This window comes from Melaminivora sp., from assembly GCF_032059615.1.
Lineage (GTDB): Bacteria > Pseudomonadota > Gammaproteobacteria > Burkholderiales > Burkholderiaceae_C > Melaminivora.
Genome location: NZ_DAMCAM010000005.1, coordinates 59,125 through 83,914 on the forward strand (window position 1 = coordinate 59,125; position 24,790 = coordinate 83,914).

The 24,790-nt window shown below is 69.1% G+C and carries 19 protein-coding genes; 11 read left to right on the top strand and 8 right to left on the bottom strand.

Annotated features, from left to right (window positions below):
* The first annotated feature begins 135 nt into the window (after positions 1-135).
* Positions 136-3,768, top strand: coding sequence for an indolepyruvate ferredoxin oxidoreductase family protein (locus RT051_RS02155; RefSeq protein ID WP_313070742.1), 3,633 nt, complete (start codon positions 136-138; stop codon positions 3,766-3,768).
* Positions 3,769-3,986: 218 nt separating this feature from the next.
* Here RT051_RS02155 and RT051_RS02160 read toward each other — a convergent pair whose 3' ends face one another.
* Complete coding sequence (locus RT051_RS02160; RefSeq protein WP_313070746.1) at positions 3,987-5,129, bottom strand: mechanosensitive ion channel family protein; 1,143 nt, start codon at positions 5,127-5,129, stop codon at positions 3,987-3,989.
* Between the two features lie 258 nt (positions 5,130-5,387).
* On the opposite strand from RT051_RS02160, the gene yajC reads away from it, so the two are divergent.
* From yajC to secF, 3 genes are all read left to right on the top strand, one after another.
* Positions 5,388-5,720 (top strand): preprotein translocase subunit YajC, encoded by a 333-nt coding sequence (gene yajC / locus RT051_RS02165; protein WP_313070750.1) that lies wholly within the window; start codon positions 5,388-5,390, stop codon positions 5,718-5,720.
* A 97-nt stretch (positions 5,721-5,817) separates the two neighbouring features.
* Complete coding sequence (gene secD, locus RT051_RS02170) at positions 5,818-7,719, top strand: protein translocase subunit SecD (protein ID WP_313070752.1); 1,902 nt, start codon at positions 5,818-5,820, stop codon at positions 7,717-7,719.
* A gap of 18 nt (positions 7,720-7,737) precedes the next feature.
* Positions 7,738-8,691 carry a protein translocase subunit SecF gene (secF, locus tag RT051_RS02175; protein WP_313070754.1) on the top strand — a complete coding sequence of 318 codons (954 nt, stop codon included), beginning with the start codon at positions 7,738-7,740 and terminating at the stop codon, positions 8,689-8,691.
* Positions 8,692-8,739: 48 nt separating this feature from the next.
* Here the strand turns inward: secF and RT051_RS02180 are convergent, their stop codons facing one another.
* From RT051_RS02180 to recA, 3 genes are all read right to left on the bottom strand, one after another.
* Complete coding sequence (locus RT051_RS02180; RefSeq protein WP_313070757.1) at positions 8,740-10,467, bottom strand: amidohydrolase; 1,728 nt, start codon at positions 10,465-10,467, stop codon at positions 8,740-8,742.
* A gap of 168 nt (positions 10,468-10,635) precedes the next feature.
* Complete coding sequence (gene recX / locus RT051_RS02185; RefSeq protein ID WP_313070761.1) at positions 10,636-11,106, bottom strand: recombination regulator RecX; 471 nt, start codon at positions 11,104-11,106, stop codon at positions 10,636-10,638.
* Positions 11,107-11,183: 77 nt separating this feature from the next.
* Positions 11,184-12,323, bottom strand: coding sequence for a recombinase RecA (recA, locus tag RT051_RS02190; RefSeq protein WP_313070765.1), 1,140 nt, complete (start codon positions 12,321-12,323; stop codon positions 11,184-11,186).
* Between the two features lie 139 nt (positions 12,324-12,462).
* Between recA and RT051_RS02195 the strand changes: the two genes are divergently transcribed.
* The 3 genes from RT051_RS02195 to RT051_RS02205 all read left to right on the top strand — a co-directional run bounded on the left by RT051_RS02195 (position 12,463) and on the right by RT051_RS02205 (position 15,229).
* Positions 12,463-12,963, top strand: a complete 501-nt coding sequence (locus RT051_RS02195; protein ID WP_313070768.1) for a MarR family winged helix-turn-helix transcriptional regulator — start codon at positions 12,463-12,465, stop codon at positions 12,961-12,963.
* 55 nt (positions 12,964-13,018) lie between these two features.
* Complete coding sequence (locus RT051_RS02200) at positions 13,019-13,693, top strand: response regulator transcription factor (protein ID WP_313070772.1); 675 nt, start codon at positions 13,019-13,021, stop codon at positions 13,691-13,693.
* 81 nt (positions 13,694-13,774) lie between these two features.
* Positions 13,775-15,229, top strand: a complete 1,455-nt coding sequence (locus RT051_RS02205; RefSeq protein ID WP_313070776.1) for a sensor histidine kinase N-terminal domain-containing protein — start codon at positions 13,775-13,777, stop codon at positions 15,227-15,229.
* A gap of 28 nt (positions 15,230-15,257) precedes the next feature.
* On the opposite strand, the gene RT051_RS02210 is transcribed toward RT051_RS02205, so the two are convergent.
* Genes RT051_RS02210 through RT051_RS02220 form a run of 3 tightly spaced genes read right to left on the bottom strand, consistent with a single transcriptional unit; the run spans position 15,258 to position 17,602 of the window.
* Positions 15,258-16,148, bottom strand: a complete 891-nt coding sequence (locus RT051_RS02210; protein WP_313070781.1) for an SPOR domain-containing protein — start codon at positions 16,146-16,148, stop codon at positions 15,258-15,260.
* A gap of 37 nt (positions 16,149-16,185) precedes the next feature.
* A complete protein-coding gene (locus RT051_RS02215; RefSeq protein ID WP_313070785.1) occupies positions 16,186-17,037 on the bottom strand; it encodes a biotin--[acetyl-CoA-carboxylase] ligase in 852 nt (283 codons plus the stop codon).
* A gap of 28 nt (positions 17,038-17,065) precedes the next feature.
* On the bottom strand, positions 17,066-17,602 hold the full coding sequence (locus RT051_RS02220) for an SET domain-containing protein-lysine N-methyltransferase (RefSeq protein WP_313070791.1): 537 nt from the start codon (positions 17,600-17,602) through the stop codon (positions 17,066-17,068).
* A gap of 130 nt (positions 17,603-17,732) precedes the next feature.
* On the opposite strand from RT051_RS02220, the gene RT051_RS02225 reads away from it, so the two are divergent.
* Both RT051_RS02225 and RT051_RS02230 read left to right on the top strand, forming a co-directional pair.
* Positions 17,733-20,714 carry a DNA topoisomerase III gene (locus RT051_RS02225; protein WP_313070797.1) on the top strand — a complete coding sequence of 994 codons (2,982 nt, stop codon included), beginning with the start codon at positions 17,733-17,735 and terminating at the stop codon, positions 20,712-20,714.
* Complete coding sequence (locus RT051_RS02230; protein WP_313070801.1) at positions 20,711-20,914, top strand: hypothetical protein; 204 nt, start codon at positions 20,711-20,713, stop codon at positions 20,912-20,914. Before RT051_RS02225 ends, RT051_RS02230 begins: the two co-directional genes overlap by 4 nt.
* Positions 20,915-21,164: 250 nt before the next feature.
* On the opposite strand, the gene RT051_RS02235 is transcribed toward RT051_RS02230, so the two are convergent.
* On the bottom strand, positions 21,165-22,466 hold the full coding sequence (locus tag RT051_RS02235; RefSeq protein WP_313070805.1) for an MFS transporter: 1,302 nt from the start codon (positions 22,464-22,466) through the stop codon (positions 21,165-21,167).
* Positions 22,467-22,910: 444 nt separating this feature from the next.
* Between RT051_RS02235 and RT051_RS02240 the strand changes: the two genes are divergently transcribed.
* Together RT051_RS02240 and RT051_RS02245 are read left to right on the top strand one after the other, a co-directional pair.
* Positions 22,911-23,996, top strand: coding sequence for a lytic polysaccharide monooxygenase (locus RT051_RS02240; RefSeq protein WP_313070814.1), 1,086 nt, complete (start codon positions 22,911-22,913; stop codon positions 23,994-23,996).
* Positions 23,997-24,099: 103 nt separating this feature from the next.
* Positions 24,100-24,492 carry a VOC family protein gene (locus RT051_RS02245; protein ID WP_313070820.1) on the top strand — a complete coding sequence of 131 codons (393 nt, stop codon included), beginning with the start codon at positions 24,100-24,102 and terminating at the stop codon, positions 24,490-24,492.
* Positions 24,493-24,790 lie beyond the last annotated feature (298 nt).

Consider the following 24,790-nt stretch of genomic DNA (forward strand, 5'->3'; position numbering starts at 1 on the left):
TTCTCGCATCAGGGTAAACACGGCAAAGAACACAAAGACACAACGCCTTGTCGCGCATACACTGCACATCCATGGCCGACTGGCCACGCCTTGCCGTGCCCGACACCCGTGGCACGCCGAACACGGAGACACACCATGAACGCCCCCCTGCCCGAGCACGTGCGCCGTGCACTCGAAACCGTATCGCTCGACGACAAATACACCCTGGAGCGTGGCCGCGCCTTCATGAGCGGCGTGCAGGCCCTGGTGCGCCTGCCCATGCTGCAGCGCCAGCGCGACGCGCAGGCGGGCCTTGCTACCGCCGGCTTCATCAGCGGCTACCGCGGCTCGCCCCTGGGCGGCTACGACCAGGCGCTGTGGGCCGCGCGCAAGCACCTGGCCGAGCAGCACATCGTCTTTCAGCCGGGCGTCAACGAGGAGCTGGCCGCCACCGCCGTGTGGGGCACGCAGCAGCTGGACATCTACCCCGACAGCAAGAAGTACGACGGCGTCTTCGGCATCTGGTATGGCAAGGGCCCGGGCGTGGACCGCAGCGTGGACGTCTTCAAGCACGCCAACATGGCCGGCACGGCCCGGCACGGCGGCGTGATCGCCGTCGCAGGCGACGACCACATCAGCAAAAGCTCGACGGCGGCGCACCAGAGCGACCACATCTTCAAGGCCTGTAGCATCCCGGTGTTCTTCCCCAGCAGCGTGCAGGACATCCTGGACATGGGCCTGCACGCCTTTGCCATGAGCCGCTTCAGCGGCCTGTGGTCGGGCATGAAGACCATCCAGGAGGTGGTCGAGTCTTCCGCCAGCGTCTCGGTGGACCCGGACCGGACGCGAATCCTCCTGCCCGAGGATTTCGAGATGCCGCCCGGCGGCCTGCACATCCGCTGGCCCGACGCGCCCCTGGAGCAGGAGGCGCGCATGATGAACCACAAGTGGTACGCGGCGCTGGCCTACGTGCGCGCCAACCGCCTGAACTACAACGTCATCGAGAACGGTGCGCGCGACCGCTTCGGCCTCATCGCCAGCGGCAAGGCCTACAACGACATGCGCCAGGCCCTGGTCGACCTGGGGCTTCATGATGACACCTGCCGCGAGCTGGGCATCCGCGTGCATAAGGTCAACGTGGTCTGGCCGCTGGAGGCCACCATCACGCGCGATTTCGCCCAGGGACTGCAGGAAATCCTGGTGGTGGAGGAAAAGCGCCAGGTCATCGAGTACCAGCTCAAGGAGCAGCTCTACAACTGGCGCGCCGACGTGCGCCCCGACGTGCTGGGCAAGTTCGACGAAGTCGAGGGCGACCATTCCGGCGGCGAGTGGGGCGTGCCCAACCCGGCCGAGAACTGGCTGCTGCGCGCGCAGGCCGACCTGACGCCGGCGCTGATCGCCCGGGCGATCGCCAAACGCCTGGCCAAGCTGGGCGTGCCCGAGCACATCACCCGGCGCATGGACGAGCGCCTGGCGGTGATCGACGCGCGCGAACGCGGCCTGGCCGCGCAGAGCCTGCAGACGGGCGATCGCATGCCGTGGTTTTGCAGCGGCTGCCCGCACAACACCAGCACCCGCGTGCCCGAGGGCTCGCGCGCCGTGGCCGGCATCGGCTGCCACTACATGGCCAACTGGATGCCCGACCGCAACACCAGCACCTTCACGCAGATGGGCGGCGAAGGCGTGACGTGGGTCGGCCAGGCGCCTTTCACGTCGGAAAAGCACGTGTTCGCCAACCTGGGCGACGGCACGTACTTCCACAGCGGCCTGCTGGCGATCCGCCAGTCGATCGCTGCCGGAGCGAACATCACCTACAAGATCCTCTACAACGACGCCGTGGCCATGACCGGCGGCCAGCAGGTGGGCGAGCGCCCCGAAGGCCATTCGGTCGCGCAGATCGCGCACAGCCTGCTGGCCGAGGGCGTGGCCCGGCTGGTGGTGGTGACCGACGAGCCGGAGAAGTACGCCGGCCGCACGCACGCGGCGGGCAGCGCACGGGACAGCCGGCCCGAGCTGCTCAACGACCTGCCGCCGGGCATCGAGGTCTTCCACCGCGACGAGCTCGACCGCATCCAGCGCGAGCTGCGGGACGTCCCCGGCTGCACGGCGCTGATCTACGACCAGACCTGCGCCACCGAAAAGCGCCGCCGCAGAAAGCGCGGCAAGCTGGCCACGCCGGCCAAGACGGTGATCATCAACGAGCTGGTCTGCGAGGGCTGCGGCGACTGCTCCGTGCAATCGAACTGCCTGTCGGTGGAGCCGGTGGAGACCGACTTTGGCAGGAAGCGCCGCATCAACCAGAGCACCTGCAACAAGGACTATTCCTGCGTCAAGGGTTTCTGCCCCAGCTTCGTGACCATCGAAGGCGGGCAGCTCAAAAAACCCAAGAAGGAAAAGAAGGGCGACCTGGCCAGCCTGCCGCCGCTGCCCGAGCCCACGCTGCCGCGTGCCGACACGGCCTTCGGCATCGTCGTGGCCGGCGTGGGCGGCACGGGCGTGATCACCATCGGGTCCCTCCTGGGCATGGCCGCGCACCTGGAGGGCAAGGGCGTGCTCACGCAGGACGCGGCCGGCCTGGCGCAAAAGGGCGGCGCCACCTGGAGCCATGTGCAGATCGCCAACCACCCCGAGGCCATCTACACCACCAAGGTGGACACGGCCAAGGCCGACCTGGTGATCGGCTGCGACCCCATCGTCACCGCCAACAAGGTGACGCTGGCCGCGATGCAGCCAGGGCGCACCTTCGTTGCGCTCAACACCAGCGGCACGCCGGCGGCGGCCTTCGTGCACAACCCCGACTGGCAGTTCCCCGGGGCCAGCTGCGAGGCCGCCATCGGCGAGGCCGTCGGGCGCGAGCTGCTGGGCGTGCTGGACGCCGAGCGCGCCGCCACCCAGCTGCTGGGCGACAGCATCTATACCAATCCGCTGCTGCTGGGCTATGCCTGGCAGAAGGGCCGCGTGCCGCTGTCCCATGCCGCGCTGATGCGCGCCATGGAGTTGAACGGCGTGCAGGTTGCCAACAACCAGGCGGCCTTCGAGTGGGGCCGGCGCCTGGCGCACGATCCGGCCGAGGTGCAGGCGCTGCTGGCCACCACGCAGGTCATCCAGTTCGTGAAGAAGCCGGCCCTGGCCGAGGTCATCGCCCGCCGCGTGGAGTTCCTCACCGGCTACCAGAACGCCGCCTACGCCGATGAATATCGCGCCTTCGTCGACAAGGTGCGCGCGGCCGAGGAGCGCCTGGGCCAGGGCACGCGCCTGACCGAGGCCGTGGCGCGCTACCTGTTCAAGCTGATGGCCTACAAGGACGAGTACGAGGTGGCGCGCCTGCACACCGACCCGGCCTTCCTGGCGCGCATCGAGGGCATGTTCGAAGGCGACTACCGCGTCGTGCACCACCTGGCGCCTCCCACCCTGGCGCTGAAGAAGAACGCCCAGGGCGAGCCCATCAAGCAGGCCTACGGCACGTGGATGCGCCGCGCCTTCGGCGTTCTCACGCAGATGAAGGGCCTGCGCGGCACGGCGCTCGATCCGTTCGGCAAGACCGAGGAGCGCCGCACCGAACGCGCGCTGATCCAGCAGTACCGCGCCACCATCGAGGAGCTGCTGGCGGGCCTGGCGCCCGAGCGCCTGGCGCTGGCGGTGGAGATCGCGCGCATCCCCGAGGAGATCCGCGGCTACGGCCACGTGAAGGAGCGCCACCTGGCAGCGGCGCGCGCCAAGTGGGATGCGCTGCTGCAGCGCTGGCGTGAGCCGCAGGCGCAGCCGGCGGCCGAAACTCTGAGCGCCTGAGCGCCCGGGGCGCAGGCCCCCCTTTGGGCCAGCAGGGCGCTTCTGCCTCCCTCTCCCCCCTGGGGGAGAGGGCTGGGGTGAGGGGGTGGAACAGGCGCAGCCCCCGGGCGAGCACCCCCACCCCAGCCCTCCCCCGCTGCGCGGGAGAGGGAGCCGGGAAGCCAGCCAGCTTTTTGCGCCCCCGCCTACACCCCGCCTACACCCCGCCTACACCCCGCCTACACCCCCGCCTGCGTCCCCGCCCGCGCCGTCCAGGCCTGCGCCTGCGCATCCCCCTGCCCGGCGCCCCCCTGCCCCGCCACCTGCACCCGGCTGACCGGCACGGCCAGCTGCACGTCCAGCGCCTGCAGCCGCTCGAGGATGCCCAGGTTGATGCGCTGCTGGATGTCCATGTACCGGTTGAAGTCCGCGTCCTCGACGATATAGACCACCTCGAAGTCCAGCGAGCTGGCGCCGAAGCTCTTGAAGTGCGCGCGGTCGAAGCGCACCTTGGGCACGGCCCGGATGATCTCGCCCACGGCGCGCGAGACCGCCTCGACCCTGTCCGGCGGCGTCGCCTGCGCGATGCTGAAGGCAAAGACGATGCGCCGCTCGCGCATCAGGCGGTAGTTGTTGATGGTCTGCTTGAGCAGGTCGGTGTTGCCCACGACCACCTGCTCGCCGCTGAGCGCCTTGATGCGCGTGGTCTTGACGCCCACCTTCTGCACCGTGCCGGCCACGTTGCCCACGACGATGAAATCGCCCACCTCGAAGGGCTTGTCCACGGCGATCGCCATGGAGGCGAACAGGTCGCCCAGGATGTTCTGCACCGCCAGCGCCACCGCCACGCCGCCCACGCCCAGGCTGGCGATGAAGGCGGTGATGTTCACCCCCAGGTTGGACAGGATGGCCAGCGCCACGGTCGCCCACAGCAGCGTGCGCAGCCCCCAGGACATGAGCGTCGCCGAGGCGCTGACCTGACCCGGGCTGGTGGCGCCGTGGTGCACGCGGTAGCGCTCCACCGCCACGCCGATGGCGCGCGCGCCCCACAGGCCGATCTGCGCCGCCAGCGCCAGGAACCACAGCTGCCCGACCCGCGCATGCCAGCGTTCGGGCAGGTCCAGCAGGCCCAGTCCCACCAGCACGGCGGCCAGCAGGATCAGGGTGTGGCTGGTGCCGGCCAGCATCTGCGCGATCAGGCTGGCGGCGCCGGCATGGGTGCCACGTTCACGGTGCAGGCTGGCGTGCCGCGTGGCCCAGCGCAGCAGCAGGGTCAGCAGCAGATAGGTGGCCATGGCGGCCGCGGCGGCCAGGAGCACACTGGCGGCGGACATGCCCCACAGCACATTTCCATGCAGCCAGTTCCATTCGGGGAGATTCATGCGTGACAGTTCCTTGTCTCTTCGGCGGGCACAAAAACAAAGGCGCCCCCGGAGGGGCGCTGCAAGGCCCATCCTAACGGCCGGCCCGTACGTTGCGCGTAGGTGCAGGCCGACGGGCGGCGCGCATGCTGCAGCAAAACCCCCACGCAGGGCCGGGAAGGCCGCCGCATACAATGCCCGGCTGCCCGCGCGCCGGCAACCGTGGCCGCGCGCGCTCCCCCACACCGTTGTCCTTTCGAATTTCCGGAGCCCGTCGCCGTGCTGATTTCCCCCGCCTTCGCCCAGACCGCCCCCGCCGCAGCCGCCGAGGGCGGCATGATGGCCTCGCTCACCGGCATGCTGCCGCTGGTGCTGATGTTCGTGGTGCTGTACTTCATCATGATCCGCCCGCAGATGAAGCGCCAGAAGGAACACAAGGCCATGATCGATGCCCTGGCCAAGGGTGACGAGGTGGTCACCTCCGGCGGCCTGCTGGGCCGCGTCACGCGCATGGGCGAAGGCACGTTGCACCTGGAGATCGCGGCAGGCGTGGAAGTGCAGGTGCAGCGCGGCTCGGTCTCGCAGGTGCTGCCCAAGGGCAGCGTGAAGTGAGCCGCCAGGGCCCTTCTTCCGACTGTTGTTCACCCACCGCGACGGGGCAGGCCAGACAGCCGGCCCCGTCGCCCGTTTGCGAGGCAAGAGCGCAACCATGAACCGCTACCCTGCCTGGAAGTACGCCATCCTCGTGATCGCGCTGCTCATCGGCTTTCTCTACACCCTGCCCAATTTCTTCGGCGAAGCGCCCGCCGTACAAGTCTCCTCGGCCAAGGCCACGGTCAAGGTCGACACCGCCGTGCGCGAGCGCGTCGAGCAGGCGCTGGCCGCGGCCGGCGTGGCGTCCGACTCCATCGTCCTCGAAGGCACCTCGGTGCGGGCGCGCTTTGACACGCCCGACAACCAGCTCAAGGCCAAGGACGCCATCGAGCGCGCGCTGATCCCCGATGCGGGCGACCCGGCCTACATCGTCGCGCTGAACCTGGTCTCGCGCTCGCCCGACTGGCTCACCGCCATCCATGCGCGCCCCATGTACCTGGGCCTGGACCTGCGCGGCGGCGTGCACTTCATGCTGCAGGTGGACATGCAAGCGGCGCTGACCAAGAAGGCCGAGAGCTACGCCGGCGACATCCGCACCGCACTGCGCGAAAAGAGCGTCCGCCACGGCGGCGTCACGCGCGAGGGCCAGACGGTGCGCGTGCGCGTGCGCGACGAGGCCACGCTCACGGCAGCGCGCAACCTGGTCTCCGACCAGTTCCCGGACCTGATGACCACCAGCGCGCCGGACGGCGACGCCACCGTGCTCACCGCCGCCATCAAGCCCGAGGCGCTGCGCCGCGTGCAGGAGCAGGCGCTCAAGCAGAACATCACCACGCTGCACAACCGCATCAACGAGCTGGGCGTGGCCGAACCGGTCATCCAGCAGCAGGGCCTGGACCGCATCGTGGTGCAGCTGCCCGGCGTGCAGGACACGGCCAAGGCCAAGGACATCCTGGGCCGCACCGCCACGCTGGAGGTGCGCATGGTCGACGAAGGCACCGAGGCGCGCGCCGCCGAAGCTGGCGCCGGCCCCGTGCCCTTTGGCGACGAGAAATACCTCGACCGCAACGGCCAGGCCATGATCGTCAAGAAGCAGGTGGTGCTCACGGGCGAGAACCTGACCGACGCCCAGCCGGGCTTTGACAGCCAGACGCAGGAGCCCACCGTCAACCTGACGCTCGACGCCAAGGGCTCGCGCATCTTCAAGGACGTGACGCGCGAGAACGTGGGCAAGCGCATGGCCATCGTGCTGTTCGAAAAGGGCAAGGGCGAGGTGGTGACGGCCCCGGTGATCCGCAGCGAGATCGGCGGCGGGCGGGTGCAGATCTCCGGGCGCATGACCACCGTGGAGGCCAATGACACGGCGCTGCTGCTGCGCGCCGGCTCGCTGGCCGCGCCCATGGAGATCATCGAGGAATACACCATCGGCCCGAGCCTGGGCGCGGACAACATCGCGCGCGGCGTGCACTCGGTCGTGTGGGGCATGGCGGCCATCGCCGCCTTCATGTGCGTGTACTACATGCTGTTCGGCGTGTTCTCCACCATCGCGCTGTCGGTGAACGTGCTGATGCTGGTGGCCATCCTGTCCATGCTGCAGGCCACGCTGACCCTGCCCGGCATCGCCGCCATGGCGCTGGCCCTGGGCGTGGCCATCGACTCCAACGTGCTGATCAACGAGCGCATCCGCGAGGAGCTGCGCGCCGGCGTCGCGCCGCAGGCGGCGATTGCCGCTGGCTACGAGCGCGCCTGGGCCACCATCCTGGACTCCAACGTCACCACGCTGATCGCGGGCCTGGCGCTGCTGGCCTTTGGTACCGGCCCGGTGCGCGGCTTCGCCGTGGTCCACACCATCGGCATCCTGACCAGCATGTTCTCGGCCGTGTTCTTCTCGCGCGGCCTGGTCAACCTCTGGTATGGCCGCAAGAAGAAATTGAAGAGCGTGGCCATCGGCCAGGTCTGGAAGCCCGAGGACGCCTCGGAGCTGCGCTCCGTGGCCGGCCGCGGCACGAGCAACTGACGAGGAAGGGCAAGAATCATGGAATTCTTCCGCATCAAACGGGACATCCCGTTCATGAAATACGCGTTGGTGCTCAACGCGATTTCCTTCATCACCTTCGCCCTGGCGGTGTTCTTCCTGGTCACGCGCGGGCTGCACCTGTCGGTGGAGTTCACCGGCGGCACCGTCATGGAGGTGGCCTACACCCAGACCGCCGACATCGGCAAGGTGCGCGAGACGGTGGCCGGCCTGGGCTACCCGGACGTGGTGGTGCAGAACTTCGGCACCTCGCGCGACGTCATGATCCGCCTGCCGGTGCAAAAGGGCGTGACGTCCGCGCAGCAAAGCGAGCAGGTGCTGGCGGCGCTGCAGAAGGAGGACACCGGCGTGCAGCTGCGCCGCACCGAGTTCGTCGGCCCGCAGGTGGGCGAGGAGCTGGTGCACGGCGGCCTGATGGCGCTGGGCATGGTGGTGCTGGGCATCGTCATCTACCTGGCCTTGCGCTTCGAGTGGAAGTTCGGCGTGGCGGCCATCATCGCCAACCTGCACGACGTGGTCATCATCCTGGGCTTCTTCGCCTTCTTCCAGTGGGAATTCTCGCTGTCGGTGCTGGCCGGCGTGCTGGCGGTGCTGGGCTACTCGGTCAACGAGTCAGTGGTGATCTTCGACCGGATCCGCGAGACCTTCAGGAAGTTCAGAAAGCTCAACACGCACGAGGTGATCGACCACGCCATCACCTCGACCATGAGCCGCACCATCATCACCCACGCCTCGACCGAGGCCATGGTGCTGTCGATGTTCTTCTTCGGCGGCCCGAGCCTGCACAACTTTGCCCTGGCGCTGACCATCGGCATCCTGTTCGGCATCTACTCGTCGGTGTTCGTCGCCGCGGCCATCGCCATGTGGCTGGGCGTCAAGCGCGAGGACCTGGTCAAGACCGGCACCAGGAAGGAAGGCGACCCGGACGACCCGAACGCGGGCGCGGTGGTCTGATGTCCATCAGGCCGGGGGGCGAACAGCCCACCCGGCCTTTTTTTCGCCTTACCTGGCCTGGTAGACGCTGGTGCCTTCCTTGATCGTCTCAAGCACCTGCAGGGTGGACAGCTGCTGGCGCGGCATGGTCACCGGGTTGTCCGACAGCACCACGAAGTCCGCCAGCTTGCCCTTTTCGATGGAACCCTTGCGGTCCTCCTCGAAGTGCTGGTAGGCGGCCCACAGCGTGAGCGACTTGAGCGCCGTGGCTGGGTCCACGCGGTGCTCGGCGCCCAGCACCTGGCCGGTGCGCGTCACGCGATTGACCGTGGCGTCCAGCACCCGGATGGACGACGGAAACGCCACCGGCGCGTCGTGGTGCGAGGTGAAGCGCATGCCGCGCGCCAGCACCCAGCCGGTGGGCGAGATGTCCTCGGCGCGCTGCGGGCCCAGGACCGATTCGCGGTGCCAGTCGCCCCAGTAGAACGTATGCATCGGAAACAGCGACGGGAAGATGCCCAGCGTATCGAGCTGCGCCACCTGGTCCTTGCGCAATGTCTGGCCATGGATCAGCACTGGGCGCGGGTCCTGCACGGCGGGCACGCGCTGCTTGGCCACGCGCACTGCGCCGATGAGCTGGTCGATGGCCGCGTCGCCGTTGGCGTGCACGATTACCTGCCAGCCCTTGCTGAACGCCTGGGTCATCAGCTCGTTGGCCTTGTCGCTGCTCAGCACGCCGTAGCCGGCGTAGTCGGCAGGCTTGCCCGCGGGCGCCTTGTAGTAAGGCTGGGAAAGCCAGGCCGTCTTGCCCTGGGGCGAGCCGTCCAGCGTCATCTTGACGCCGCCGATACGAAAGTGCCGGGTGTAGTCACGGCTGTAGTAGGGGCCCTGCATCATGCTGCCGTCGCCGAGTTCCAGAATGTCGGGGTAGGACACGACGTCGATCTTGAAGACGCCGGCCTGGGACGCGCGGATGGTCTGGGCCACGTTGTCGGGGCTGGAGCGGCCGTCCTGCACGGTGGTGTAGCCGTACTTCAGGTACAGGTCCTGCGCCTTGGCCAGCCAGCCGGAGGCCTGCTCTTCGGACAGCTTGGGCATCAGGCGCATGGCGGCGCCGAAGAAGGCGTTTTCTTCCAGCAGGCCATTGGGCTCCTGCGAGCCGGCCTTGCGCCCGATCACGCCGCCCTGCGGGTCGGGCGTGGCGGCGCTGATGCCCGCCTGCTTGAGCGCCACGCTGTTGAGCACGCCGAAGTGGCTGGACTGGTGGATGATCATCACCGGCACGGTGCTGGAGACGGCGTCGAGCTCCTCGCGCGTGGGATGGCGCTGCTCCTTGAGCTGCGAGTCGTCGTAGCCGAACCCCAGCACGATGCCCAGCTCGCGGGCCTCGGGCGAAGTCTGCATGTGGCGGCGCAGGTTCTCCTGCAGCTGCGCGACCGAATCGTTGTTGCCGTCGGGCGAAGGCAGCATGTTGGCCGACACGGCCTGCAGACCCACGATGCTCAGGTGGCTGTGCGGATCGACGAAGCCCGGCAGCAGGGTCTTGCCCTTCAAATCCACCACGCGGGTGGCCGGGCCCTGCAGCTTCAGGATGTCCGAGCGGCGGCCCACGGCGGTGATGCGCCCGCCCTGCACGGCCACGGCCTCGGCGTTGGGCTGCGCATCGTTCATGGTCAGGATGGGGCCACCCAGGTAAATGCTGTCGGCGACTCCTTGTGGCGCGCCAGGGCTTGCGCACCCAGCGACCAAACCAGTGAGAAGGCCGGCGGTGGCCAGGGCGACGATGCGTTGCTTCATGGGGAACCTCCAAAATGAAAAAAGCCATGCGGGTTGTAACTCACGGCTACAACCGGCCTGGGAAGAAAACATCTTCTGGCTTTTACATCTTGATAGCAAGTTCTTATTTTCCTCCTCGCTGACGCTGCGGGCCGGCAGCGCAGGGGTTCGAGGCAATCGTCCTGGGCGCTACAGCGCCTCATCCTCGTCCGCCCCGCCGCTGCGCACCACGCGGCGTACCACGTCGGCATCGAATCCCCGCGCGGCCAGGAAGCGCATCTGCCGCGCCTGCTCTTCCCGCGTGGTCGCGGGTGGGGCGCTGCCAAAGCGCTGGCGCCAGACGGCGCGGGCGCGCTCGGCCTCGGTGCTCGCCAGCGCCTGTCCGGCGGCGCGCAGCAGGTCCTCGTCCAGGCCCTTGCCGCGCAGCTCCTGCAGCACGCGGCGGCTGCCCAGGCGGGTGGCACGCCGGTGCATGTGCGACTCGGCCACGCGCCCGGCATTGATGAAGTCCTTGGCCTCCAGCTCGTCGAGCAGCGCAGCCAGGTCCTCGCCCTCCTGCACGTGGCGCGCGAGCTTGGCCTGCAGCTCGCTGCGCGAGTGCTCGCGCTGGGCCAGCAGGCGCAGGGCGCGGCCCTTGAGCGAGAGTCTGGCAAAACCCATGGTGCTACCTTTCAAATAGCTGCGGGCCCTTGTGTGACAAGGGCCCGCAGCTTTTTCACTGAAAACTCAGGAGCCGATCAGAGCAGGCTTTCCTCGATCTTGGGATCGCTCTTGCGACCCCGGGGCGCGGCGGCCTTGTCCTCGGCCGTGCCCTCCGGGGCGGGCGCCGGCTCGGCCTGGCCCACCGCGGGCGGCAGCAGGGCGATGCCCAGGCTGTCCCGCACCTTATTCTCGATCTCGCGGGCCAGCTCCGGGTTCTCGCGCAGGAACTCGCGCGCGTTGTCGCGGCCCTGGCCGATCTTCTCGCCGTTGTAGGCGTACCAGGCGCCGCTCTTGTCGACGATGCGCGCATTCACGCCCATGTCGATGATCTCGCCTTCGCGCGAGATGCCCTCGCCGAACAGGATGTCGAACTCGGCTGTCTTGAAGGGCGGGCTGACCTTGTTCTTGACCACCTTCACGCGCGTCTCGTTGCCGATGGGGTTGTCGCCTTTCTTGATGGTGCCGATGCGGCGGATGTCGAGGCGCACCGAGGCGTAGAACTTCAGCGCGTTGCCGCCGGTCGTCGTCTCGGGGCTGCCGAACATGACGCCGATCTTCATGCGGATCTGGTTGATGAAGATGACCGTGCAGTTGGTCTTCTTGATGGTCGCGGTGAGCTTGCGCAGCGCCTGGCTCATCAGGCGCGCCTGCAGGCCGGGCAGCTGGTCGCCCATGTCGCCCTCAATCTCGGCCTTGGGGGTGAGCGCCGCGACCGAGTCGATGACGATCAGGTCCACCGCGCCCGAGCGCACCAGGCTGTCGACGATCTCCAGCGCCTGCTCGCCGGTGTCGGGCTGGCTGATCAGGAGGTCGGACAGGTTCACGCCGAGCTTTTGTGCGTACTGCACGTCGAGCGCGTGCTCGGCGTCGACGAAGGCGCATTGGCCGGCGAGCTTCTGCATCTGCGCGATGACCTGCAGGGTCAGCGTGGTCTTGCCCGAGCTCTCCGGGCCGTAGATTTCGATGACGCGCCCGCGCGGCAGGCCGCCCACGCCCAGGGCGATGTCCAGCCCCAGCGAGCCGGTGGAGACCACCTGGATGTCCTCGATGGCCTCGCCCTCGCCCAGGCGCATGATGGTGCCCTTGCCGAACTGCTTTTCGATCTGGGCAAGGGCCGCCTGCAGGGCCTTGGCCTTTTCGGTGATGGCGGCGGTGTTGTTGACGGTTGCGTTCATGGAACCACTCCTCGAAGGGGAAAAAATGCTGTGTCTCCAGCCACCGGAAACGCCCGATTACTGGATGCCTGAACAGTAATGTAGCGACCAGTACCGATGAATTCAAAGAATTTCTAGTCAGTTTGCCTGACAATAAGCCATGGCTGACCCTTCCGCCGAACCCCTGGACGACCGCTGGCGCCAGACCCATCTCGGGCGCCTGCTGGGTCATGCGCTGCGGCGCTTCGATGCGCGCGTGCTGCAGCTCATGGCGCGCAGCGCCGAGGCGCCGCTGGCCCTGTCGAACCTGGCGGCGCGCGAGCAGGTGGGCGCGGCGCACGTGCACCTGACGCGCCACCTGTCGCCAGCGGGCGACCGCCTCACCGCCCTGGCCGCGCGCGCCGGCATGACCAAGCAATCCATGGCCGCGCTCGTCGATCAGTGCGAGGCCTGGGGCCTGGTCGTGCGCGAGGCCGACCCGCACGATGCGCGCGCGCGCACCGTGCGCTACACGCCGCTGGGGCTGTCCTGGCGCGAGGCCTTCCGCCAGGCGGTGGCGCAGGCCGAGGCGGAGTTTCGCGCCGAGGTCGGCGCCGAGGTGGCCACCGTGGTCGCGCTGGGCCTGGAGGCCTATGCCGGAGCGGATGGCGCGCTTGCCTAGAATTTGCCCCCTCGCCCGTGCCACCCGGCCGGCGCGCACATCCCCAGGAGACCCCATGCGCATCCTCATCGCCGAAGACGACCAGGTGCTGGCCGATGGCCTGCTGCGCAGCCTGCGCGGCTCGGGCGCCGTGGTGGACCACGTGGCCAGCGGCACCGAGGTCGATGCCGCGCTGATGGCCAACAACGAGTTCGACCTGCTGATCCTGGACCTGGGCCTGCCCAGGATGCATGGCCTGGAGGTCCTGAAGCGCCTGCGCGGGCGCGGCTCGGCCCTGCCGGTGCTCATCCTCACCGCCGCCGACAGCATCGAGGAGCGCGTCAAGGGCCTGGATTACGGCGCCGACGACTACATGGCCAAGCCGTTCTCGCTGCAGGAGCTCGAAGCGCGCGTGCGCGCACTCACGCGCCGCGGCATGGGCGCGACCAGCAGCGCCATCCGCCACGGGCCGCTGGTCTATGACCAGGCCGGGCGCGTGGCGACCATCGACGGCAAGATGATCGAACTGTCGGCGCGCGAGCTGGGCCTGCTGGAGGTGCTGCTGCAGCGCGCCGGGCGCCTGGTGTCCAAGGAGCAGCTGGTCGAACGCCTGTGCGAGTGGGGCGAGGAGGTGAGCAACAACGCCATCGAGGTCTATATCCACCGCCTGAGAAAGAAGATCGAGCGCGGCCCCATCCGCATCGCCACGGTGCGTGGCCTGGGCTACTGCCTGGAAAAGATCCCGGGCTGACAAAAATCTTTTTTCATAGCAGTATCCCGAGCACTGGCGCGGGCTACCCCCTGAAAACACCCCAAACCCCGCAGGGCCGCCGTGAAAATCTTCCAGCGCGAGCAGCGCTCCCTGTTCGGCGAGATCCTGGACTGGATGCTCACCCCGCTGCTGCTGCTGTGGCCGGTGAGCCTCGCGCTGACCTGGCTGGTGGCCCAGGGCCTGGCCAACAAGCCGTTCGACCGCGCGCTGGAATACAACGCCCACGCCCTGGCCCAGTTCGTCACCACGCACCAGGGCAAGGTCCTGTTCAGCCTGCCCCAGCCGGCCAGCGAGCTGCTGCGCGCCGACGAGTCCGACGCCGTGTACTACCAGGTGCTGTCGCCCACGGGCGAATACCTGGCCGGCGAGCGCGACCTGCCCGCGCCGCCGCACGACGAGCGCCCCTCGTCCGCCGAGGTGCGCCTGCGCGACGCCGAGCTGCGCGGCGTGGACATCCGCGTGGCCTACATCTGGGTGCGCGTGCCGCTGCCGGATGCGCCCGCCGCCCTGGTGCAGGTGGCCGAGACGCGCTCCAAGCGCAGCGTGCTGGCCACCGAGATCATCAAGGGCGTGATGCTGCCGCAGTTCGTCATCCTGCCGCTGGCGGTGCTGCTGGTGTGGCTGGCGCTGGCGCGCGGCATCAAGCCGCTGCACCAGCTCGAAGAGCGCATCCGCGCGCGCCGGCCCGAAGACCTCTCGCCGCTGGACCACAAGGCCGTGCCGCTGGAGGTCGCCCCGCTGGTGGATTCGGTCAACGACCTGCTGCGCCGCCTGCACGAGTCCATGGCCACGCAAAAGCGCTTCCTGGCCGACGCCGCGCACCAGCTCAAGACGCCGCTGGCAGGCCTGCGCATGCAGGCCGACCTGGCCCAGCGCGAGGGCACCAGCACCGAGGAGCTGAAAAAATCCCTGCAGCAGATCGGCCGCTCGTCGATCCGCGCCACGCACACCGTCAACCAGCTGCTGGCGCTGGCACGCGCCGAGGGCGGCAGCGCCGCCGCCCAGCGCCAGCCGGTGGACATGGCGCGCCTGGTCATCGAGGTGGTCGAGGGCGCCGTGCCGCAGGCGCTGGCGCGCCACATCGATCTGGGCTATGACGGCCCCGAGCCCGGCGCGTCCGGCGTGTGGGTGCAGGGCAACCCGGTGCTGCTGGCCGAGCTGGTGCGCAACCTGGTGGACAACGCGCTGAACTACACGCCCTCCAGCGCCGCGCGCGCCGGCGTGGTCACGGTGCGCGTGCTGCCCGACCAGTTCGGCCGCGTGGTGCTGCTGCAGGTCGAGGACAGCGGCCCCGGCGTGCCCGAGGCCGAGCGCGAGCTGATCTTCCAGCCCTTCTACCGCGCCCTGGGCACCGAGGCCGACGGCTCGGGCCTGGGCCTGCCCATCGTGCGCGAGATCGCGCGCCAGCATGGCGCGGAGCTGACGATCGAGGACGTGCGCCCCGGCGCGCCCCTGCCCGGGGCGCGCTTCAGCCTGCGCTTTGCGGCCAGCAGCCCGGCCGGCCGGTCGGGCTGACGGGGCACGGCGCGAAGACCGGCGGCGCTCAGCGGCAGGAGCGCAGCTCCTTGCCGCCCAGCGCCGGGCGCAGCGCAGGCACGCGGGCCAGCAGCGCGCCGTCCAGCGCCGGCAGGCGCAGCGTGTGGCCGGCGGCCTCGGCGCGCACCTGCACGATGCGCGCCGAGCGCACGCCCTGGCGCCCGAGCAGGGCCAGGCCGCGCTGGGCGCCTTCCTCGCTGGAGAAACGCCCCAGCGCCAGGCCCGGCTCGTAGGCCGCGCCGGGCCGGTCGTAAGTCACGCCCAGGGCACGCAGTTCGGCGCGCTTGCGGGCGGTGGCCTCCTCGTCGGCGTAGCGGCCCATGTAGATCATCCAGCGGCCCGGCACGGGCGTGGCGTCCAGGGTCCAGCTGCCGCGCGGCCAGCTTGCCAGGGCCGTGCGCAGTGCCTCGGCCTGGCGGGCGTCGAACACGCCGGCCTGCAGGCAGACGCCGGCGCGGCGCGGCTCGGTGGCAACGGCGGCGCTGGCGGTTGGCTGTGCCACCACCGCTGGCGCTGGCGCTGGCACGGATGTCGATGCGGGCGTCGGCGCCTGAGGTTGCGAGGCCTGCGGCTGCTCCGGCGCGTCCGGTGCTGCCTCTGCGGGGGCGGCGGCCGGCGCGGGTGGCGCCTCCTGCGCCGCGGGGTTCTGGTCTTCAGGCGGGGTGGCTACCTCCTCAGGGCTGGCAGCGCCCGGCATCGGCCCTTGCGCCTCCGGCTCGGCCGCCACGTCTTCACCCTCGCCCGGCAGGCGCAGCGCCTGGGGCGCGACCTGCTGCTGCAGGCGCGCGGGCTCGCCCGGGTTGGCCGGCGCCATGCCCAGGCCCTGCAGCCAGCCGGCCGACCAGGCGTAATAGCCCAGGTTGGCGACGAGCAGCAGCACGACGGTCAGGCGCAGCATGAGTCCCCCGATGGCCCCGAGCCCGCGCCCGCGCCTCTCAGCCGCCCGCCTGCGGGCGCACGCTGACGCTGGCGCTGGTGATGCGCTGCATGCCCGCGGCCGTGTGCACCAGCAGGGCGCCGTCCTCGTCCACGCCGTGGGCCATGCCCTCCTGGCCGTCGGACAGCCGCACCGGCCGGCCGGCCAGCACGTCGCGCAGGGCAAAGCGCGCCTGGAAGGCGCCGAAGCCGTGTTCGGCAAAGCCCAGCAGCGCCTGCACCAGCGGCAGGGCCACCAGGCCCAGGGCGCGCGGCGCGGTGAGCGCCGTGTCCACCTCGCGCAGGCAGGCAGGCGCGGGCGAGACGCCTTCGACGCGCACCGGCAGCACGTTCAGGCCGATGCCCACCACCACGTAGCGGGCCTGGGCCGCCGTCTGCGGGCCGCTGGCGAAGGTGGCCGTCTCCACCAGGATGCCGCCGAGCTTGCGCCCGTCGTCCAGCCACAGGTCGTTGGGCCATTTCAGGCCGATGCGCGGGGCGGCGGTGCCGGGGGCGGGCAGCGCGGGCTGCAGGCTCTCGGCCACGGCCACGCCCACGGCCAGCGACAGGCCCGACCAGTCGCGCGGGCTGAGCATCAGGCCCAGCGAGAAGGTGAGCGCCGGCACCATGCCCGTGCCGTCATAGACGGCGGCCGCGCTGTGCCACTGGCGCCCCAGGCGCCCGCGCCCGGCCGTCTGGCGCTCGGCCACCAGCAGCGTGGGTTCGGGCTGGCCGGCACGCGCGCGGCGCATCAGCTCGCTGCTGGTCGAATCGATGCTGGCCAGCACCTCGACCGAGAAGCCCGGCAGCAGCGGCTCGACCTGCTGCCACAGGGCCTCGGCCGGCCAGGGGATGGGAAGGGCGACGGACATGGCGGGGAGAGGGAGCCGGGCGCAGGCCTCAGCGCGGCCCGGGCGGCGACCAGCCGCGCTTGGGCGCCAGCAGCGTGCCGCGGCAGCTGGGCGCGCCGCAGTGGCAGGGGTACTCGGCCTTGAGCTTCTTGGTGTAGCGCTCCTCGATGATCAGGCCGTAGTCGTAGTTCAGCTCCTCGCCGGCGTCGATGTTGCGCAGCGCCGTGATGAAGATGCGCCCGTCCTGCTCGTCGGCCCAGCAGTTGGGGTCGCAGCTGTGGTTGATCCAGCGCGCGGCGTTGCCGCCGACGCTGGCGTCGATCACCCGGTCGTCATCGACGTGGAAGTAGAAGGTGTGGTTGGGCTGGCTCGGATCGTGCGGGTGGCGCGCCTGGGCCTCGTCCCAGCCGATGACCTCGCCGGTGTATTCGATGAGGACCTCGCCCTCGGCGATGGGGCGCAGCGCGAACACGCCCTTGCCATGCACGCCCGAGCGCCGCACCTGGATGCGCCGGCCGGCGGATGCGGCGGGCGCCGTGGCGGCGCGGGGCGCGGGGCGCTGCGGGGTGCGGGGAGCGCGGGGCATGGGCTGGACCAGGGCTGGGGGAAAATGAAATTCTGTTAGCTTGGACATGCACGCATGCATGCGTGCGCATGCGCGTGAAGGCGGCCATTGTAGGCAAGGGCCTGCGCGCCGGAAACGGCAGAAACTGAATATGAGCAAGACGCTGGTCATCGCAGAAAAACCCTCGGTCGCACAAGACATCGTGCGCGCCCTCACGCCCGTTGCCGGGCGCTTCGACAAGCACGAAGACCATTTCGAGAACGAGCGCTACATCGTCACGAGCGCCGTGGGCCACCTGGTGGAGATCCAGGCGCCCGAGGAATTCGACGTCAAGCGCGGCAAGTGGAGCTTTGCCCACCTGCCCGTGCTGCCGCCCTACTTCGACCTGAAACCCGTGGACAAGACCAAGGGCCGCCTGAACGCCGTGGTCAAGCTGGCCCGGCGCAAGGACGTGACGGAGCTGGTCAACGCCTGCGACGCGGGCCGCGAGGGGGAGCTGATCTTCCGCCTGATCGAGCAGTACGCCGGCGGCGCCAAGGGGACCTTGAGCAAGCCCGTGCGGCGCCTGTGGCTGCAGAGCATGACGCCGCAGGCCATCCGCGACGGCTTCCAGAACCTCAAGAGCGAGCAGCAGATGCAGGGCCTGGCCGACGCCGCGCGCAGCAGGAGCGAGGCCGACTGGCTGGTGGGCATCAACGGCACGCGCGCCATGACGGCCTTCAACTCGCGCGACGGGGGCTTCTTCCTGACCACCGTGGGCCGGGTGCAGACGCCCACGCTGTCGCTGGTGGTGGAGCGCGAGGAGAAGATCCGCAAGTTCGTCGCGCGTGACTACTGGGAGATCCACGCCGCCTTCGACGTCGAGGCCGGGCAGTACCCGGGCAAGTGGTTCAACCCGCACTGGAAGAAGAACCCCGACGACCCCGAGGCGCGCGCCGACCGCCTGTGGTCGCGCGAGCAGGCGCAGGCCATCGCCGACGCCGTGCGCGGCCGGCCGGCCCGCGTGAGCGAGGAGGCCAAGCCGGTCACGCAGGCCTCGCCCCTGCTGTTCGACCTGACCAGCCTGCAGCGCGAGGCCAACGGCCGCTTCGGCTTCTCGGCCAAGACCACGTTGGCGCTGGCGCAGAGCCTGTACGAGCGCCACAAGGCGCTGACCTACCCGCGGACCGACTCGCGCGCCCTGCCCGAGGACTACCTGCCGGTGGCCAGGAACACCGTCGCCATGCTGGCCACCAGCGGCATGGCGCACCTGGCGCCCTACGCGCAGCAGGCGCTGGAGGCCGACTACGTGCGCCCGACCAAGAAGGTCTTCGACAACGCCAAGGTCAGCGACCACTTCGCCATCATCCCCACCACGCAGGCGCCCAGCGGGCTGTCGGAGGCAGAGCAAAAACTCTACGACCTGGTGGTGCGGCGCTTCCTGGCGGTGTTCTTCCCGAGCGCCGAATACCAGGTCACCACGCGCATCAGCCGCGTGGGCGAGCACGCTTTCAAGACCGAGGGGCGCGTGCTGGTCAAGCCCGGCTGGCTGGCCATCTATGGCAAGGAGGCGGCCAGCGAGATGGACGGCTCCAAGGCCGGTGACAAGGGAGTCGACAAGGGCGCCGACAAGGCCTCGGGCCAGCCGCTGGTGGCCGTGCGCCCGGGCGAGGATGCCCACACCGCCGCCGCCGACGCCCGGGCCCTGCGCACCAAGCCGCCCGCGCGCTACTCCGAAGCCACGCTGCTGGGCGCCATGGAGTCGGCCGGCAAGCAGGTCGAGGACGAGGAGCTGCGCAGCGCCATGCAGGAAAAGGGCCTGGGCACGCCGGCCACGCGCGCGGCCACCATCGAAGGCCTGATCTCCGAGAAATACATGCTGCGCGAGGGCCGCGAGCTGATCCCGACGGCCAAGGCCTTCCAGCTCATGACGCTCCTGCGTGGCCTGGGCGTCAAGGAGCTGTCGCGCGCCGAGCTTACGGGCGAGTGGGAGTACAAGCTCGCGCAGATGGAGCGCGGCCAGCTGCCGCGCGAAGTCTTCATGCAGCAGATCAAGGAGATGACGGAAAACCTGGTGCGCAAGGCCAAGGAGTACGACCGCGACAGCATCCCGGGCGACTACGCCACGCTCGCCAGCCCCTGCCCGGATTGCGGCGGCGTGGTCAAGGAGAACTACCGCCGCTTCGCCTGCACCGGCCAGCCAGGCAGCACCGGCGCGGGCTGCGGCTTTTCCTTCACCAAGTCGCCGGCCGGGCGCACCTTCGAGACGCAGGAGGCCGAGACCCTGCTGCGCGAGCGGCGCATCGGCCCGCTGGAAGGCTTTCGCTCCAAGGCCGGCTGGCCGTTCACGGCGGAGGTGGCCATCGTGCGCGATGCCGATTCGGGCCAGCACAAGCTGGAGTTCGACTTCGGCGACGACGCGGCCAGCGGCGACGGCGGCGGCGAGGCGGTGGACTTTTCGGGCCAGGAAAGCCTGGGCCCCTGCCCCGTGTGCGGCGCGCCGGTGTTCGAGCACGGCAGCAACTACGTCTGCAGCCGCGCCGTGCCCACCGCCCAGCAGGCCGCGCCGTCGTGCAGCTTCAAGAGCGGCAAGATCATCCTGCAGCAGCCCGTGGAGCGCGCGCAGATGCAGAAACTGCTGGCCACGGGCAAGACCGACCTGCTCGACAAGTTCGTCAGCCTGCGCACGCGCCGCCCGTTCAAGGCCTTCCTGGCCTGGGACGCGGCCGCCGGCAAGGTGAACTTTGAGTTCGAACCGCGCGCCGAGGGCAAATACCCGGCGCGCAAGACGGCGGGCGCCAGCGCTAGCAAAACGGGAGCTTCAGGCCCAGCCAGGACAACGGCTGCCGCCAAAAAAGTCGCCAAGCCCACAGCCAAGAAAGCCGCCCCCGCCAAGGCCCCGCGCAAGCCCAGCACGGCCGCCGGCAAGACCCCCAGCGCCGAACTCGCCGCCGTGATCGGCCCCGAGCCGGTTGCCCGCACCGAGGCCATGAAAAAGACCTGGGATTACATCAAGGCCCACAACCTGCAGGACCCGCAGGACAAGCGCACCATCGTGGCCGACGACCGGCTGCGGGCCGTGTTTGGCAAGGACCGCGCGGGCATGTTCGAGCTGGCGGGGATCCTGGGCAAGCACCTGGGGGGAGCCGCATGAGCACGATGACGAGAGCTGCCGCGGGCGCCGCACGCTGCGCGCTGGCAGCGCTGGCCCTTGCCGCCGCGCTGGCTGGCTGCACGGCCACGGGCGGCGGTGCGCGCCAGGCCGGCATGCCCGACAGCCAGCAGGGCGACGCCAGCGGCGTCACCGTGTTTGGCACGGTGGACGCGAACGTGACGACGCAGCGTTCACGCTGAACGCTGCGCACGGGGCTGCGGGGCTGCGGGGCTGCGGGGCTGCGGGGCTGCGGGGCTGACGGATGCTACGCACGCCTGCTGCGTGCCAAGAAAATCAAGCGCATCCAGGGCCTGCTGAATCCAGGCACAGCCGACAGCGCTCATTCAGATGCCCCCTGGGGCAAGGAAAAATCCGCAGTGTTACAACATTTCTTGCAGAAATCCGCTTTTCCCTGATTTTTTCTTCAGTTTTCACTGCGGCAGCACCGCGTCAACGGCCCTCCAGCTCCTGCGCTCCACTCGCCCGCGCCGCCTCCTCGAACCGGTCCACCCGCCTGAGCAGCGGAAACACCCGCATCCACAGCCCCACCACCCCCAGCGTGCATACCCCTCCCAGCACCGCCGCCGGCACCGTGCCCAGCCACGCCGCGGTGGTGCCGGCGCGGAACTCGCCCAGCTCGTTGGATGAGCCGATGAACAGCATGTTGACCGCGTTCACCCGCCCGCGCATGGCGTCCGGCGTGGAGAACTGCACCAGGGTGCCGCGGATGTTCACGCTCACCATGTCGGCGGCGCCGGCTATTCCCAGCATCAGGCACGACAGCCAGAACCAGTGTGACAGCGCGAACACCAGGTTGGCCGCGCCGAACACCGCCACCGCGGCGAACATGGTGCGGCCCACATGGCGCGAAATCGGCCGCACGCTGAGCAGCAGCCCCATGCCCACCTCGCCCACTGCCATGGCGCTGCGCAGCGCGCCCAGGCCGGCGGGGCCCACGTGCAGCACCTCCTGCGCATAGATGGGCAAGAGCGCTACCACCCCGCCCAGCAGCACGGCGAACAGGTCTAGCGAGATGGTGCCCAGGATGATGGGCCGCGTGCGGATGAAGGCAATGCCCGCGCCAAAGCGGCTGACCATGCTGCCCCGGGCGGGTTCGCGCAGCCCGGCATGGGCCACGGTCACGCGCCGCAGCAGCAGCGCGCCCAGGATGAAGCAGGCGCAGCACACGGCGTAGGTCAGCTCGCCGCCGCCCAGCGCGTAGAGCACGCCGCCCAGCAGCGGGCCGCCCACCGCCGCGCCGCGCATCAGCATGCTGTTGGCGGCGATCGCCTGCGCCAGCTGGCCGCGCGGCACGATCTGCGGCAGAAGGCTTTGCATGGCCGGCCCCGAGAAGGCGCGCGTGCAGCCGTAGAGCACCAGCACGGCGTAGATGCCGGCCACACCACTGCTACCGTGGCCCGAGAGCCACCACAGGAGCGCGCTGCACAGCGCGCCCACCGACCAGCTCGTGGCCAGGATGCGGCGCCGGTCGAAGCGGTCGATCAGGTCGCCCGCCGGCAGCAGCAGGCCCAGCATGGGCAGAAACTGCGCCAGCCCCACCCAGGCCAGCGCCAGCGGCTCGCGCGTCAGGTCATAAACCTGCCAGGCCACGACCACGGCCTGCACCTGCGTGGCAACGACGGCCACCACGCGGGCGATCAGGAAGGCCGTGAAGCCGGTGTTGCGAAAGACGCTGTCTGGCGGCGGGGTGGGCTCGGTGCGGGGGGAGGGGGTTTTTTGATAGCTGTCCATCGTTGCCGGCCTTGGGGCCCTGGCGGTTTCCAGCAGCGATTCTGCAGCGACCGGCGGAAGGGATGCAGCCGGTTCGGGCAAGACAGGACGGGTGGTGCCGGCATGTGCGCCCCGGGACGCACGCAGGCGACGGGAGCGGGCCGCGGCAGCGCCCTTGCGCACGGTGCGGGACCCCCCGCTTTACACAGCTCGACCATTGTGGATAAATGGCCGCCTGGCTGAGTAAATCATTTACGCCACTGTTGAAAAACAGGAGCGGCAATTGAGAGAAAACGCCAGTCCGCGCAGACATGGGCAATCGGGTTTCATTCAATCCGCCTTTTTCTGTCTATTGTGAATCGGGGTTTACCACAACAAGGAAATCACATGCGACACATCAATTTTTACCCATGTACAGTTCTCGCGTTGGCTCTGGCTCCTGCACTGTCTTTCGCGCACGGCACCATGGAAGTGCCGATCAACCGTGTCTATAACTGCTACAAGGAGGGAGCAGAAAACCCGACCTCCGCTGCATGCCGAGAAGCCAAGAACCTTGGCGGCACCCAGGCTGCCTACGATTGGAACGCCATCAGCCAAAACCCGCCCGGCGACAATCATCAGTCCGTCGTGGCAAATGGCATGCTGTGCTCTGGCGGAAACAGCAAATACCGGGGTTATGATCTGGGGCGGCCCGATTGGGCATCCACCAATATCGTCCCCGACAGCCAGGGCAATTATGAATTCGTCTACCGGGCCACTGCTCCCCATGCCACCCGGTATTTCAAGTTCTATGTCACCAAGAATGGCTGGAACAGGCACGCCGCGCTGACCTGGGCCGACCTCGAAGAGTTCGCCGTTGTGCAAGGCACGCCGCCGCTGACGGACGGCCGGTACCGGATGACCGTCAAGCTGCCACCCCACAAGACGGGAGACCACATCATCTTCAACGTATGGAAGCGCTCGGACAGTGAAGAGGCTTTCTATTCATGCTCCGACGTGAAATTTTCCGGGGGCGGAGGTGGAGGCGCCCCGGCAGAACCACCACTCAGCAACCCCTGGAAGGAAATAGGCAGCGTAAAGGCCTATGAAAATCTGCCAGCGCAGAGCACTGCCACCCTGCGCGTGTTTGACGCCTATGGCCGCGACGTGGAAAGACACGCCGTGGTGCTGGACGCCAATACCGGCATGGCCGCCAACTGGCCGTTTGCATTGGGCATGAAGGTCAACGCAGAGTCGCATTCCATGCGGATCGGCATCATTCGGCAGACAAACGCGGGCGTCGCCGTGACGCCAGAAAGAAGCGCAACCGACAACAAGGTCTACCTGAACGATGGCTACCGGGGCTACACCTTCAACGTCGACATCAAGAAGGGGGAGGGCACGGGCGCGCCCCCGGTGTCCGGCGATGAGTGGAAGGAAGGCGTGAGCTACAAGATCGGGCAGATCGTCACCCAGCAGGGGAAAAGGTACAGCTGCCTGCAGGCGCACACCGCCTATGTGGGCGCAGGCTGGAGGCCCTCGACCACGCCTGCGCTGTGGAAGCCGCTGTGAGCCGCCAAGGCGCCACCCGCGCCCACGCAGCCGCACTACGATAGGCAGAGGCGCGCCCCTTCAGGCGCGCCCTCACCCCCACAGGAAAGAGAGACACCTCCCCATGTTCAGCCACGTCATGCTCGGCGCGAGCGACCTCGACCAATCCCGCAAGTTCTACGACGCCCTGCTGGGCGCCCTGGGCGTCAAGCCCGGCTTCACCGACCCCAAGGGCCGCACCTTCTGGCGCCACGAGGGCAACACCTTCGGCATCACCCGGCCCATCAACGGCGAGCCGGCCTGCCACGGCAACGGCAGCACCCTCGGTTTTGCCGCCGCCTCGCCCGAGCAGGCCCGCGCCGCGCATGCCGCCGGCGTGGCCGCGGGCGGCACCGATTGCGAAGACCCGCCCGGCTGGCGCGGCGAGCAGGGCGCCGGTGGCATGTACTTGGCCTACCTGCGCGACCCGGACGGCAACAAGGTCTGCCTGCTGCACCGCCCGCCCAAGGCAGTCTGACCACGGGCGCCGGCCGCCACATTGGCAAAAACGCTGCAGATTTGATAGCTGATTATGCTTGATTACAAAGGGTTTGAGACCGATTTCATTGAAATTCGGGTTCAAACCCTTTTTGTCTCTCATCAACCCTCGGGGTTTCCGTCAGCCGCCCATCAGCTTGTCCCCCTATAAAGTGTTTCCGCTTGAAACACCGACGAGATGAGAGGGAGGCGATGGCGACGTTGATGTCGGCCGGCACGCAGTCCGGCCGGGGCACCCCGGGCGAGCGCCGCCTGGCCGAGCGGCTGCAAAAGAAGCT

Coding starts and splice junctions, on each gene's coding strand:
- RT051_RS02155 (WP_313070742.1), top strand. CDS start 136: ATGAACGCCCCCCTGCCCGAGCACGTGCGCCGTGCACTCGAAACCGTA.
- RT051_RS02160 (WP_313070746.1), bottom strand. CDS start 5,129: ATGAATCTCCCCGAATGGAACTGGCTGCATGGAAATGTGCTGTGGGGC.
- secD (WP_313070752.1), top strand. CDS start 5,818: ATGAACCGCTACCCTGCCTGGAAGTACGCCATCCTCGTGATCGCGCTG.
- secF (WP_313070754.1), top strand. CDS start 7,738: ATGGAATTCTTCCGCATCAAACGGGACATCCCGTTCATGAAATACGCG.
- RT051_RS02180 (WP_313070757.1), bottom strand. CDS start 10,467: ATGAAGCAACGCATCGTCGCCCTGGCCACCGCCGGCCTTCTCACTGGT.
- recX (WP_313070761.1), bottom strand. CDS start 11,106: ATGGGTTTTGCCAGACTCTCGCTCAAGGGCCGCGCCCTGCGCCTGCTG.
- recA (WP_313070765.1), bottom strand. CDS start 12,323: ATGAACGCAACCGTCAACAACACCGCCGCCATCACCGAAAAGGCCAAG.
- RT051_RS02195 (WP_313070768.1), top strand. CDS start 12,463: ATGGCTGACCCTTCCGCCGAACCCCTGGACGACCGCTGGCGCCAGACC.
- RT051_RS02200 (WP_313070772.1), top strand. CDS start 13,019: ATGCGCATCCTCATCGCCGAAGACGACCAGGTGCTGGCCGATGGCCTG.
- RT051_RS02210 (WP_313070781.1), bottom strand. CDS start 16,148: ATGCTGCGCCTGACCGTCGTGCTGCTGCTCGTCGCCAACCTGGGCTAT.
- RT051_RS02215 (WP_313070785.1), bottom strand. CDS start 17,037: ATGTCCGTCGCCCTTCCCATCCCCTGGCCGGCCGAGGCCCTGTGGCAG.
- RT051_RS02220 (WP_313070791.1), bottom strand. CDS start 17,602: ATGCCCCGCGCTCCCCGCACCCCGCAGCGCCCCGCGCCCCGCGCCGCC.
- RT051_RS02225 (WP_313070797.1), top strand. CDS start 17,733: ATGAGCAAGACGCTGGTCATCGCAGAAAAACCCTCGGTCGCACAAGAC.
- RT051_RS02230 (WP_313070801.1), top strand. CDS start 20,711: ATGAGCACGATGACGAGAGCTGCCGCGGGCGCCGCACGCTGCGCGCTG.
- RT051_RS02235 (WP_313070805.1), bottom strand. CDS start 22,466: ATGGACAGCTATCAAAAAACCCCCTCCCCCCGCACCGAGCCCACCCCG.
- RT051_RS02240 (WP_313070814.1), top strand. CDS start 22,911: ATGGAAGTGCCGATCAACCGTGTCTATAACTGCTACAAGGAGGGAGCA.
- RT051_RS02245 (WP_313070820.1), top strand. CDS start 24,100: ATGTTCAGCCACGTCATGCTCGGCGCGAGCGACCTCGACCAATCCCGC.